11 protein-coding genes are annotated in these 13,957 nt (G+C 37.4%); 2 read left to right on the top strand and 9 right to left on the bottom strand.

The window, feature by feature from the left end:
* Positions 1-46: 46 nt before the first annotated feature.
* The 8 genes from AACT42_RS12650 to AACT42_RS12615 form a co-directional block, all read right to left on the bottom strand.
* Positions 47-2,635 (bottom strand): TraM recognition domain-containing protein, encoded by a 2,589-nt coding sequence (locus tag AACT42_RS12650; protein ID WP_094131929.1) that lies wholly within the window; start codon positions 2,633-2,635, stop codon positions 47-49.
* 156 nt (positions 2,636-2,791) lie between these two features.
* On the bottom strand, positions 2,792-2,989 hold the full coding sequence (locus AACT42_RS12645) for a hypothetical protein (protein ID WP_094131930.1): 198 nt from the start codon (positions 2,987-2,989) through the stop codon (positions 2,792-2,794).
* A gap of 47 nt (positions 2,990-3,036) precedes the next feature.
* Positions 3,037-4,332: a secretion/conjugation apparatus DotM-related subunit gene (locus tag AACT42_RS12640; protein WP_094131931.1), complete on the bottom strand. Its 1,296-nt coding sequence runs from the start codon at positions 4,330-4,332 to the stop codon at positions 3,037-3,039.
* A gap of 28 nt (positions 4,333-4,360) precedes the next feature.
* A complete protein-coding gene (locus AACT42_RS12635; protein WP_094131932.1) occupies positions 4,361-5,200 on the bottom strand; it encodes a hypothetical protein in 840 nt (279 codons plus the stop codon).
* A gap of 12 nt (positions 5,201-5,212) precedes the next feature.
* Positions 5,213-6,259, bottom strand: coding sequence for a ParM/StbA family protein (locus tag AACT42_RS12630; protein ID WP_020331349.1), 1,047 nt, complete (start codon positions 6,257-6,259; stop codon positions 5,213-5,215).
* 150 nt (positions 6,260-6,409) lie between these two features.
* Positions 6,410-8,053, bottom strand: a complete 1,644-nt coding sequence (locus AACT42_RS12625; RefSeq protein WP_094131782.1) for a response regulator — start codon at positions 8,051-8,053, stop codon at positions 6,410-6,412.
* A gap of 83 nt (positions 8,054-8,136) precedes the next feature.
* Positions 8,137-9,702, bottom strand: a complete 1,566-nt coding sequence (locus tag AACT42_RS12620) for a hypothetical protein (protein WP_094131781.1) — start codon at positions 9,700-9,702, stop codon at positions 8,137-8,139.
* A 375-nt stretch (positions 9,703-10,077) separates the two neighbouring features.
* On the bottom strand, positions 10,078-10,785 hold the full coding sequence (locus AACT42_RS12615) for a hypothetical protein (RefSeq protein WP_094131780.1): 708 nt from the start codon (positions 10,783-10,785) through the stop codon (positions 10,078-10,080).
* Positions 10,786-11,169: 384 nt separating this feature from the next.
* Between AACT42_RS12615 and AACT42_RS12610 the strand changes: the two genes are divergently transcribed.
* Complete coding sequence (locus tag AACT42_RS12610; protein ID WP_176432221.1) at positions 11,170-12,447, top strand: GGDEF domain-containing protein; 1,278 nt, start codon at positions 11,170-11,172, stop codon at positions 12,445-12,447.
* A complete protein-coding gene (locus tag AACT42_RS12605) occupies positions 12,444-12,899 on the top strand; it encodes a hypothetical protein (protein ID WP_094133554.1) in 456 nt (151 codons plus the stop codon). The genes AACT42_RS12610 and AACT42_RS12605 overlap by 4 nt, the downstream gene beginning before the upstream one ends.
* A 29-nt stretch (positions 12,900-12,928) precedes the next feature.
* On the opposite strand, the gene AACT42_RS12600 is transcribed toward AACT42_RS12605, so the two are convergent.
* The gene (locus AACT42_RS12600; RefSeq protein ID WP_045592960.1) at positions 12,929-13,831 is read right to left on the bottom strand and encodes a hypothetical protein; all 903 of its coding nucleotides are present in this window, start codon (positions 13,829-13,831) and stop codon (positions 12,929-12,931) included.
* Positions 13,832-13,957 lie beyond the last annotated feature (126 nt).

Below are 13,957 nucleotides of genomic sequence, written 5' to 3'. Positions count from 1 at the left end.
TACAATTAAAATTACAAATAAAAAGCCCCTTTCGGGGCTTTTTTGTTTAGACCTTAATCTTAGAAGTTAAGTTATTAAGGAGCATTTTCAAACTATCTTGCGATTGCTTTTCAGGTATTGGTTCTTCAGCATAGTCATCAAATGCAAACTTTTTAGAAATAAACCCTATTCCTTTTTCAGCTTCGCTTTCACTTGCAACTACGTTCTTACCACCAAGCCTTTCCAGCTCAATCAACGTATTAGAAACATCAACTTTTTCGCCAGCACCTTGCTCGACAGTCTTCATTAACCTTTCAACAAATGAAGTTTCAATGCTTTCAACACTTTCCCTAATAGACAAATCAGGACGGTTTTGCTCTTGAACAACGTCAAGGTATCCTGACTCCATCTCTTCAGCAATTTCTTGTTCTTTAGTTTTGACTTCAGGAGAAGATTTCTCTTGCCCTTCACTCATCACCTTGCTTTTCGCAAGATCAAGAATCTCTTTAGCAGATGGTTCTTTTTCCGTACTAGATGAAGGATTCGCTTGCTTAGCTTCTGATGGCTTAGGAAGCTTCTCTTCTGCTTTGACCTTATCCTTTGAAGTAGCTTTCGCCTTAGGAGCAGCTTTAACAGCAGGTTTTGCTGTCTTCGGAGTATTGTCCTCTAGAGATTTAGCGTTAAGAATTTCATCACGCATAACTTCTCTTAACTCATACGTACCAATAGCCATTTGAGCTGAATCTGAAATTGATAGTTTGTGGTCAATACACATATTCAAATCAGAAATTAACTGTACGATACCAGGGTCAGACTCAAGATCACTAAAGTCTTGCTTTTCTTCTTCTTCCCACAGTCTCTTAAGTTTTTGGCAAGCATTGTTGTACTTATCCAAAATAGCTCTAGAAGGCTTATCAACCATCATAAACTTGTTTAGCTTGGCTTCTTCAACTTCATGAGGATCCGCAAAGTATAGAGAGCATCTTTCTAGTTTATCACCATTGATTACATGAGCTTTACCTGGTGACTGCTGAACCAAGTCGCGAAGACTCATACGTTTAACAAGTTCAACCTGAGTATTCTTCATTTGTTTGTACAGAGCACCAATAGCAGCATCATCTTTTCCTTCGTGACCTGGAAGCCTTGCTAAATAAGCCTCACCTGCACGATCTTGCATAATTTGAAGCGTCTCTTTTGGATCTTCAAGTTTCATACAGACTTTTATATTGGTATTCGCAACTGTTGCAGCAGCTTCTTCTTCTGATGCTTTCTTTAGAGACTGATAATCCTGTCCAGCGAACACAACCGACACCCCCAAAGATCGGGCTTGGGCGGCAACGACCGCAAAACCTTTTACCGCATAGTATCCGTATTCGTCCATTATCATTATGAATGGTACGGCACATTTAGTAGGCTTCTTATCGATAACATTTATCTTCAGACCTTCAAGCTCATCACCAAGTGCTGGAGCCAAAGCTGAACGAACACCAGCCACCACTAACTTGCCTAATCCTGCAAGCGCATCAGGGTCTTTCTCTAAACTTGGCAGTATTACAAACAACACTCGACGGTTAAACACGACATCTTTATAATCAACTTCGCCAAGCTTAGCTGAGAAGATATGACCATACGTCTCCGCCAAATCCGCCATTATTTCAGTAAGTTGCATCGTCAGATAACCATGCTGTTCATAGGCTTTTTGTTCAATTGTACCCATTAAAGCATCTTGCTCTTTGTAACCTGGCAAGTCTTGAAGGTATTTTTGGATGGAATTTAGAACACTTGGTTTGAAGTCTTCACGCATAGAAAGTTGCACAATCCTATCGAGAGGCATGTGGTCACGGATGGTGTCGATATCCAGATTTATCTCTCCAGAGTTCCTCATAGCAGTTAGCGCTTTAAGAAGAGTTCCTAACATTGATGATGCGCGACCTTTCCACATATCATCACCACCACCATCACGCATTAGACCTACAATCAATGATCTGAGCTGTTCTGAGGATCCGTGAGCAAAGGGGTTTGAAGTATTGGATTTACGCTTAAGGGACGGTTTACCATCCATCGTCGTGTCTTCTTCACCTGTTAAGTAGTTAATAACAAGCAAATCATCGACTTTATCGACCTTTCTACAGAAACTGAAAACGAGCCACCATACAGTATTGTCCCCTTTTCCGTCCACGTATAGACAGCCTGATCCGAACATCATGCTTTGGTATAATACCCCTAATAAAAATCTGGTCTTTCCGCTCCCTGTAGTCCCGAACACGAGCATGTGCGTTCTCAAATCATCATCTGAGAACCATAATGCGGATTTATCTATGATTGAGTTACCTAAGAGAAGAAGACCTTTACCACTGCCCTTGAGTGGCTTTTTCTTATCGTCTACAGCAGAGATGGGTTCATGAAAGATATAATCTTTCACTTTTCGTTTTTGATATGGGTAATACATCATTGCCAAAACAAACAATGCTTCAGCAAGTATGACATTTCCCATTATTGGAGCAGCTAAGATAAGCAATCCAAGACCTAGCATTACCTCACCCGAGTTGTTATAGGTAAGATCTCGGAAAGATTCCATTGTTGTTCTGGTATCTTTCTTTACTAGTCCTGGTTGCAAATCTTCGTTTGCAGTTACACCATGAACTTGTACACTCATTATTATGCCTTTCTTATAATTTATTTATTTCTTTATTATTTATTATTAAATAATCTTGTACGAGATTTATTTATTATAATTCAGTTAGGATTTTATATTGAAATCAAAACAAAATCCAGAAAGATGAGGTAAATGAATAAAATTTTGAAGGTCAGGTTATACCTGACCATTAAAACGACACTTTCCTTTTCTCACCTTTAAATTTCCGCTTCCAATTCTCCACATGTGCTCCCTTAAGTCTTCTTCAGTAAACCATATTTCCTGATTTGGATTTTTCATTAAATAGAATACATGATCAGACTCTTTCTTCCTGAAAATATTCAACTTTCCGATTGCTGATAATATTTTTTTCATAATTTATTCTCTAGATTTAAGAATACAGCCCCTAAGGGCTGCATAAGTTACTCTGAGTAGCCTTCTCGCTCATGAAGCTTAAGCTCAAGTTTTAGTGCATTAACTGCTTCACTGACTTCAGCATTCATCAATGGCTCGCCAATTACCTGTTCAACCAACCAATGTGCAAAAGGACCAGAACACTCAACAAACGATACTTTTCTACCGTGGGAAGATAAACAGTAGTACAGAACTCTATCGTGCTGCTTAACCCATCCAAGCTCACCCATATCAATTACACCAACACTTCTGGCTCTACCAAATAAACTCATCAAGCCACACCTGATAAATGCATGGTTTGCCAAAATATCTTGCGCATCAGCTTCTTTAATTGGAACAAAGTATTTATCATTTCTGATATACGTTAGAATTTTTCGCTTATCTAGGAACATGCCGCGTGTCATTTTTTGCTTCTTCTTCTTAGCTTCTGCAATTTCAGCGTCAATATCTTCCTTTAGAAGTTTGTATATTTGAGCATTAGGAGGCGTTAACTTCGAAACATTAATCTTTGGAGCATTTGGAACTTTGATGATCGAAGAAATATATTTTTTGAACTTTGGAATGTTCTCTACATGGTTAATTTCCATTCTCTTAATGAAGAAGTCGCAAACCCCTTTCTCAACATCATTTAGAGACTTAATACCAGTAAATCTATTACCCATTTGAGCTATAAAAGCTCTCTCAGCCAAGTCCATGTCAAAACCGACATCACCGTCCCAAATTGCTTTGAACTGGTTACTTTTCTTCGCTTCGTCTTCCAGACCCAACGGTGGAGATAAAAGAGCAAAATCTGATGGATCCAAGGAACATCCATATTGATATGTATCTTCCTTCATGTCCCTATCGTAGCGAACAGACTTGTATTCAGGTTTATCCTTCACATATGGCTTAAGGTGAGGGTAAATTTCTGAAAGCTCTGACAGCAATGTATCGTGGTTATAGATGGTATCGATCTTAGTCGTAGACATAGAACGTTTGAATCCAAGGTAAATAACCCAAACAGCGAAAGGCCAAGTTACCCAGCCAGATAAGTGATCATTGATGCTGAACACAGTATCTTTATGAATTAGGTCGTATGGTTGACTCCATATGTAATCAAATAGACCTTTTATTTCCATTTTTCCGTAGACTGGGAACCAATCTGGTAAAACATAGAATAATGAAAGTTCAGCAAGTTTTATCCATTTCCATAGAAAAACCAGCCAAGAATAATGCGTACTAACAAACCAGCAGAGGGCTAAAAAGCCCACTGCTGCTGCTATGTAAAACATATCATTGTCTTGTTGAGGATTTTGTTGACTCATTTTTTATTCTCTTTATTAATTATTCAATTTATCCACCAAATTTCGCCCCAAGCATTTCAAGAGGATCAATGAAATCGTCATCGTCATCGTCATCGTCATCGTCATCATTGAAAACATCAGATTCTCCATCACCTAGATCAAATCCGACAAACCCCTCTTCTTCATTTTGAATCATTAAATCAGGGTCGATAATCTCTTCATCAAAACTGACTGGTTTTACTGCTTCTTTCTTAATTACTTGGCTTTCATTTGATTTATTAATGCTTTCTTCATTTTTACTTATGCTTTTAGACTCTTGAACATGCTTATTTTCTTCTCTAACTGACTCATTAAATTGTCGAGAATCACTTTGCTTCCTAACATCCGATGGGCTTTCAGAAGCTGGTGGATGAGGATTTCTTTCCATTTCTCTCTGTTCAGAGCTATCCCTTACCTCAGTCCTATGCTCACTTTCTGGATAATTCATACCAGGTGGCATCATGTGCGGAGGATAAGGATATGGATAAGACGCGGGAGAAGGAAAACTTTGTTGATTGGCGGGGTTAACCCCGCCTCTCATCATCTCAAACATTTGCATCATTCTGAACATATCATCAGGGCTAGTTTGAGGCGCTTGCTGTGTAGCAGGCGCTTTCTTCATTATTCCTGATAGCATCTCAACGACCATTTTCAGGTCATTTTCGTTCACTGAATGCTCTACAGACTGTTGAGAATCCATATGCCTAATGAGAGTGTTATATCCAACTTTTATCAGAGTTCTTATTGCTTCTGAACGCTCCATTCCCTTTGGGTGTTCAGCAATATAATCAGCTATTTCAGAGTCAAGTTTTTTATCTGTGTACAGATTTAAGGTATATCTAACTCTCATTATTTAGATACCTTATTTTTTTAATGCTGTTTCAATGAATTTAGCCATTCCGCGAGCATTAGCAAAACCAGGGTCTTTAACAATGTTTTGGTTACGGAACCAGCCTTGAAGCTCATGCTCTACAGCTACAGTTGTTCCACCTACAAAGTTTACGCTATCAAGATCCGCCGCAGAACCTAAACGTCTGCTAACTTCCGCATGAATCTTAGCCATTTCTTGCTTGATAGCTAATTCGATAAACTCAGATACATCATAGTCAGTTCCCCAAGCGCGGAACATTTTAGTTTTCATCACTTGGTTCATTTGAGCAGTAGTAGGAATAACATCGTACTCGTCTGAAATCTTCTCTTTAACAAGATTCTCAATGTTCAGCATACCAGCTTCAATAGTAGTAGATTTGTCGGTTTCAATATTGCAGTCTTCAATAACTGCGATATCTGTAGTACGACCACCAATATCTACGAAAGCAGTTGGTACTGATGACTTGTCTTTGTTCATTGTCAGATTGCCAGTTTCAGGGTCGCGCTCAAGAACGTAATCCATCCATGCAGCAATACCTTCAGAAATGACGTGATGCTCAACAATACGTGGAATGTTAAGGTTTGATAGAGACTTACCATTAGTGCCGTATAAAACCTCTTTTACATCATTAAGGAGCAGATTTTTACGCTTAGCCTTAATAAGAGGAAGGTTTTTATCCTTACCACGGTAATAACGTTTGTACGGTAGACCTGTAGCAATAGCAAGGCGGTTTGCGCCTGTAAAGCCAAGTGAAATTAAGGCGTGAGTAACCAGAACGCGGTTCATAGCGCTGATGGGGTAATCATCATTTGATGTAGCATCACTTTCTTTAATTTTACCAACAATGAATGCACCATCTTTGGTTTCATAAGGAAACACAGTTTTAGCACCACCATCAATGGAAATTTGCGTCATCTCACCTGCACGAGCTTGGGATGGAATTACGATCTTAACATCATCACTAACCCAGACTTTAGTTTCACGGAAACCATCGTCAACGCCTACGAAAGCTATCTTTTCTTTGTTATTTTCGCTCATTTTTACACCATGTTTTTCTATTATAATTAGTTTTTATTTATTAATTTATTTAGTTGTGGTGTATATTTTAAATTAATTGTTCAAATAGTCAAACAATTCAGAGCTTTTTAATGACAAATAAAAAGGTCGAGTTCATGGAACCCGACCTTCTTATGCTGCAACGACTTGAAGTCGTTTTTGTATGCTTTCTTTAACGCTTTTTATAGATGAAATAACAGACTCATTCGTGACATGCTTCTCAGCTCTATAGATACACCTCATGCACTCCCTTACTGAGCTGCTGTTGAAGTTATACTGCTTTGCAATTTTATAACTAATCTTTACAGCTAGATTTTGAAGTGATTGAATTTTTGGTTTTTTCTCTAATAAATCATCAATTTTTTTCAATGCATCATAAAGTTTATCATTCGCAATCAGCTCTGTTATCTCGTTTTGAGCATTTTCAACATAGTTTTTTAACTTAAGCCTTCTTGCATTTTTCTCTTCTAATTTTTTTCTAATTTGGGAGTATGTTTCATGAACCCCCATTTTCATCTTCATTCTTTCAACGAGGTTGTTAGCCATATCTTTATGGCATAGACCCAAGTAAAGAAACATTATGCATATCATCGAATCTGAATTGTTTTCAATAAACTCTTTGTGCTCAACATAAGTTCTATTGAGTAAGCTTAGCGCTTTTTGGTTTTCACCTGCCTCATGCAAATGGATCACTTTAAACAACGCCTGGTTAACATGGATAACCTTACTTTCTGGGAAGTTTTCATATCCACGATTCAAGTACTTAATGCTTTCCTTGATAGCATCAATCATTGGAACTTTAATTTTTGATTCCGCATAGTCGCGTTTCAAATTTGCCATTTCCACATAGATGTCAGGATATGACTGCAATCTTTTTTCCAGCAAAGAGATGATTTTCTCGTATGAATCAATTGCTTGTTCATACTTCATTTCCTTAGCGTCAATCTTAGAAATTGCGAGACATGCCTTAATGTAGTCTGGACAGCAGCCAGTAACTTCCTTGTAGCACTTATAGGCTTCATCTGTATTACCTAGATTGTCGTAAATATCGCCAAGCAACAGGGTGGCTTTAATACTAGAAGGATGTTTTCGCTTGCAGTTCAGTATTTCTTGAAGCGCTTCCTTGTATCGGCGCGTTGCGATAAGTGATTCAGCAAGATAGGTTCTTATCCATTCAGCCTCACTATTAACCAAAAGGAATCGACAAAAACTCTCTATATTTTTGTACATTTTCAGTTCTAGCATGGCTTGGATTTTTACTTTATATAGCCAGCCCCTGATTTGACCTGTATTAAAGTGCTTTTCAAGCTCATAAATAGATTCTAGTACTTCTTGATGATTACCTTCGCTTATAAGTTTTCGCAGTTTTAAAGTCATGATAATGTTTTGAGCATTAGCGAAAATTCTCTGACTTAAGACTTTTAATGTAAAAGGCTTAAGTATGATATCTTCTGCTTCAATTTGTATCATCTCGGCAATATTACGCTTAGTATGGTTGGAACTGATAAATACAGTACACACCTTAGTATTTGACTCACGGATATGCTTAAAGAGTTCAACGTAGTTATCTTTTAACTCTGAATCAAAGTCGATAATAACCAAGTTAAACTTTTGTTTTTTGAATATGCGAGCGGCTTTATCAGGACTTGAAGCTAGTGTGACGTTGTGGATACCCATTGTGTAGCAATTTTTTCGAATGATTGCCTGAGTAAACTCCGAACTGTCTAAAATCAATACTTTTAATTTATTAGCGTCTTCTGCTGAAAACTTATGCATTTGATAAATTTACTTTATTAGTTAATTGGGCTGTCGATTATAATAATCAACAACCCTAAGTCAATACCTTATTGATTAAGTGCTCAAGAAAGAGTCAGCCTCTCAATTTTCTCTTTAGTTTTAGTGTATTCCGAGAATAGAGGGTGTCTATCACCAACATGACCTATTGATTCTAAAATTGTAAATGCCTGATTCAATAATCTTCCTGAGCCAAGATTCACATGGATTTCAATCAGGATATTTACAAACAACAATGATGATTCTAGGTTGTTTGGTCTTAGCATATAAGCCTTGCGACCAGCTTCTTCAGCCTCACTCAAATTCCCACTCTCAAACAACTCTTTCGCTTTCTCATACGACTCATTAGCCTTTTTAATCGCATCTGAGTTAATTTTAACATTTGAAAGCTCTGTCATTTCAGCAACATTTTGAAGCTTCATTAAACAGTCTGAGTCCAAGTTTAGCTTACCCGCCAGCTCAAGAATGTATTCCATTAGGTATCTGTTTTGCAGTAAAACTGATCTTTCTTTATTTACGATAGAGCCGATGTGAAGCTTAAGCTTCTGAATATCTCCGCGTAGTGCTGTTTCTTTCAGCTTATACTCTAAAAACGCTGCTTTTAACCAAGTTTTCTGGTGCTTTCTGAAACCTCGACCAATAGCATTAGCCAATTTAGAAACAATTGTTGTACTTGCCGCTTCATTGGATACCCAGTATTTATTTCCATAATGAATCAATCGCTTATACGAATCCTCATCATCTTCTTTACAGTCAAGCCTTAGCTTCATAGAATCAAGTTCAACTTCAACTGAACTCTTAAATTCTCCACATTCAAAAAGGCTTTTTGCATGACTAGCGAAAACATCAAACTCCATCACCCCATTAGCAATGATTGTTGATGTAAGAGATTTAGCGCTTGAGAAATCCCCAATGGACATAAACGCCTGTGACATTACAAACAACGCAGCATTCGTCATAGAGCCACCTTCAATCTCATCAGCATAAAGCATCAATGCTTCTGAAGGTCGATTGTCAGCAATTAGCAATTTAGCCATAAGGATCTTAGCTGTAGGATCGTTACGATCCATCATAAGGTCACTAAGCAAAAACTTGCACTTGTCTTTCATCCCTTGAGACATCAAAGATTCAAAAGTGACTTGCAGAAACCACTTATCCAAACCGCTAATTTGTCTGTTTTGTTTGGTAGATAAACGTTTATGAAGCATCGATTGAAGAGACAGTGAATCTCCAGCGAGGAACATTCTTCTAGCGTCAGACGTTACAATGTAATTTTCTTTGGCAGCACGTAGAGCGAGAAGAGCATCGTTAATTTTGAATGGTCTGGGTATAACGATATCTGCCTGCTTATCTACTGGAATTGAGATCGATTCAACCAAATCATTAGTTACCACGACAGTAACCTGGCTAAACTTAATGTGATTAACCATCTTTAATGATTTTAAAGTCGAATACGATGACATACCCATGTCAATAATTACGGCATCAAATCTATCTCGCTGGAGGTGTGAAATTGCATCCGTTAGAGACAAACACACTTCATACTCATCAGAGGCAGGACTTTTAGCTAAAATTAACTTCCAGTCTTTCAGTGTTATAGATTTTGGGTGCGAAATGAGCAGGAATTTCATCTTCCCTCCTTTTAGAAGAGCCTAAATTATATTAGTGAGTAGTTGCATGTCAAGGTAAACACAATTAAACAGTTAAAATTTCCATATTTGGAAGCCGTGTCAAAAAACCATTATAAATCAGGTGTTTTTTTATTTTGCAATCAATTGAAATGTAGAGAGTTGCATATTATCGTGTTGCTTATGTTATACGCAAAAAATGAAAAAACTTGACCACTTGGTTAATAAAAAGTTTCGTATTATTACAAGTATTGAAAAATATTAAAAAATCGAATACTGTTCAAAAAAGTATCCAATATACAACCAATGTCGAAAAATCAAAAAACCCTACATCAATTGCAGGGTTTCTATTAACATTTTTTAATAACTAAAAGCGTCCTATAGAGCCAACTCAGGCTCTTTAGCCTTACTCTTAGAGTTACCAAAAGTGTTATTAAATGATTCTAGGTTAAGCTCATCTATGGACTCAAACTCACTAACGTCGAAAATTTCCATGTCATACACACGAAGATCACAACTGGTCACGTTATCCATAGGATACTTATCTTCATTACTTTGGATGAACCTTAAGTCTTCCAGTACCTGACTTAAGTTTAGAGACGTAGCCATAGAAGACGCTTCCAATGAGTCTAGCTGCTTTTCACCCTCAAATACTTGCAAAGTATCTTCTAACTCAATCATCCCAACAAGCTCTCTTTCTGAGTGCTCCTGGCTATCATACTCACCATCAACAATGATCTTGATGGTATCCTTATCCCACATCATTTGGCTTTTAATTGTCATAAGAGGTTCATTCGAGAGATTTACAACCTCCATCTCAAACTCATCTTCATTGATAACCATATTGAATGCGAAACCACGCTTTATCACTTTTTCCAACTTGCTTAAAGCCGCACTCAAGGATAGAAGTGATTGCTCTTTAGGAGTCGGTTTAATTGAAGTGACCTTTTCAAACATTTCTGCTTTAAACAGTAAAGAGTTTGGGTCTTGCCCATTTACTGTAGATTCCGTTTCAAATGGGATGCTTAGACCAAGCTTTTCATTTAGGTTGTGAATAGCCGCGTTTCTTGTATTTAGTTGTTTCATCGCAATTCTCGTTATTTTTTTATTTATTAATCAAATTATACCCTGCGAAATAAAAAAAGCCCATCTATGATGGGCTAAAAAACAAGATAACTATCGCGTCCGTTACTTAAATCACTGTCTAAAACTAACAATGAGAAGTTAACCTAGAAAAATAAAGTATGTGTAACTCTATGATTAAAATTTACTACAAATATTTTTTATTTAATATAAAAAACACCTGTAAGTGTGACGACGATCATGCAATTATTTTACTCTCTAGAATGGACGTATTGATAAAAGTCAGTATAATGAGCGCAAACGAAACTAGAATTGACTGAAAAATATACAAATTATTGTTGATTCAAGCGTTTTTAATAACTAATGCAATTTAACAGTAGGCTTCAAATGGTTCATACAGACTCAACATCATCGGCAGCTAAAAGCCCATGCGTGAAAAGGCTTCTTCATGCCTGCGCTTATGTTACCAACTTCAAAAACTCTAGTGGTGATTGTAAGCTTCGCGCTGAAAATCTTAAGAAAAAAATAAAAGCTGGTAGCTGCAATTCTGAAGAAGTAATAAATGACCTTGTAGTGATTATTGGACAGTTAACAAGTGTTAATGATTCAACCTCAGAAAATTCACCGCTTACAAAAGAAACCACTGTGTCCGACAAGGACGTTAAGGATGTAGAGAAGGCTGTAAATGAAGTGTTTGAAGGAAATCCAGATTCTCCTGTTCGACTAGGGCTTCTTAACAAGTTAAATGCAAATAGAAATTGCGCATTCTCTGTAATGCGTCAACTGGTTAACTTTGCCATCATAGAAGCTCGTAACCGCGCCGAACGAGAGCGTCAATTAATGACTAACATTGAAGGTGCTGTATCTAGTCTTATTACCAAATCAAAGAGTGCTAAAGAAGCAGAAAGCTCTCACATCGCTGATACAGTAAGCTTTATTCGCGATATGACTAACTCATCAGCCTCACTGAAAGACGAGATAGGTAGCGATAGCGCCCTGAACAATCCCAAGGTGATTGGACTAATTTCAAGCATTGAAAGCCAATTGAACGCCCAAGCGATCAGTCAAAAGACATACCAGGATAAAGCCGAATCTCTCTTAATCGCTCAGCAAGCCCAAGTTGACAACTTGCTTGCTGAAACAGAGAATTTGAAGAAACAGCTATTGGAAACAAAAAAACTTGCTGAAACTGACTCATTAACAAGACTAAAAAATCGCAGGTCTTTTGAAATCAAGAAGGCAGAGAATAAAAGCTTAAACAAGCCATTTTCTTTCGCGATTATTGATATCGATCACTTCAAGAAAATTAATGATAACTTTGGTCATGCGGCTGGGGATATGGTGATCAAGTCATTCTCCGATATTCTTCATTCAATTTCGTCATCGACAGTTCACCCATTCAGAATCGGGGGTGAAGAGTTTGGTGTAATTATTGACGGTGATTATAATGCGCATCACTTATCAATGATGCGGTATATTAGAGTCTCAGCAGCAAAAGATACATGTAACACTCCATATGGTGATATCTCATATACAGTATCAATCGGTCAATCTTCATCTAAAGAAGGCGATAAGTTTATTGAAATGGCTGACCGAAGATTATACAAATCCAAGGAGTCTGGAAGAAACATGATTACCTATATGAAAAAGGCGATTCAAAAATGACAAAATCAAAAATTTCCTTATCCGCCCTAAATGGTATGCAAAAGAAATACGAAACCTCTACCATAACAATGAGAACATGGCTCTCTGTATCGGTTATTTTCTTTGTGATAATGGTGCTTAAAGGCTCATACTTTTCACCCCAATCGCTACTACCCTCACCAGAGCTACTATTTGTTTTGAGTGGATTGGTAATCTCTGCATTCCTCTATGACAGAAACAAGAGAATTTTGAATCAGATTGAAGAACTCATTGAGGAAGATGAGCAAAAACTACTTAAAGATAAATTTATTAATCGCTTATCGGGGATGAAAACTAAAGGTGGCACCGTTAAGCTTATCTTTCAGAAATATGGAGTGCTTGGTTGCATTGACCAAAAAACCAACCTAACTCCGTTCCAAAGAGCTAGATTGGTTTTATGCACACAGCATCTAATCAGAGAAAACTACTTTTGACTATGAACACGCAAACGCGTGTTCTTTTTTTATTTAGCTAGCTCATTAGCTGGTGAGTCATTTTTTTCAATCTTCGCGACCAAGTAATCCCTTAGAACAATGCCCTTCTTCACTTCATAATCATTCATGTTTGATACAAGCTCTCTTGCCTGCTTTAAAGAATGTTCTGAAAGTACATCTGGCGAAGAGCAGCCCTTAGCCGTTGCGATCTGTTTAATTTCAAATTTCAGAGGGCTTCCAAGTCTCTCATTATCTGAAAGGTTGTCAGTTACGTAATTTGAGTCGAGCTGGAAAGTCCAGTCAACAAGAAACGATATAGGCTTCGATGTTGGCGTTGGTTTGTCCGTTAAACCTCTTAAAGATGTCGTATCACCCGTTCTTGTGAAACCTTCGTAATAAAGCATGTATGTTCTACGCTCTTTACTCACACCATCTTGTTCAATCTTAAACTTTGAGTTACTTTTGCCATTAGTTAGCGGCATTTCGTTACATGAGGTTATTTTGATCGTTGAAGTGTGTTCTGAGTTTTTAACCCTGTAGTTATCACTATGCAGGTCAACTCTCCCTGTACACATGCCCGAAATCTTTTCATAGAAATCAGGAGAAAGCTTTTCTTTCTCAGTGACAGTTCCATAAGTACCAATTAGCCCCTGAATATCGAATGCGCTAGTTACTGTTTTTGCAGTTGACGCTTCGAGCTTCATTTGGGAAACCTGTTCTCTTGCTTCTTTCTTGTTTTTCGCAAAAACAATAAGTGAATATTCTTCTTCAACGGACAGATCTAAAAGAGCAGCAGTCTTTTTGTTTTCCTCATCAAAAGCCACGTCATTTGCGACCAATTGATTATCAACGAGCTTAGAACTGCTGTAACTGAAAGGAATTCCAGATTGGCATTTTTTTATATTTGTAAAATTAACTACGAATGGCTTCATCTTTTTTATTCTTTAATTTATTTACTTAGCTTCTATCTTACCACTTTTTGCGCCACAGCAAAATAATTGGTGCTCGTTATTGACATAATTGGCAGTGCATGTAAAATAGCCGCAGTTTAAATGGAT

The organism is Vibrio sp. V15_P4S5T153 (genome assembly GCF_963874485.1).
Lineage (GTDB): Bacteria > Pseudomonadota > Gammaproteobacteria > Enterobacterales > Vibrionaceae > Vibrio > Vibrio anguillarum.
The sequence above is the reverse complement of the archived record's forward strand: the minus strand, read 5'-3'. Positions and strand labels throughout refer to the sequence as shown.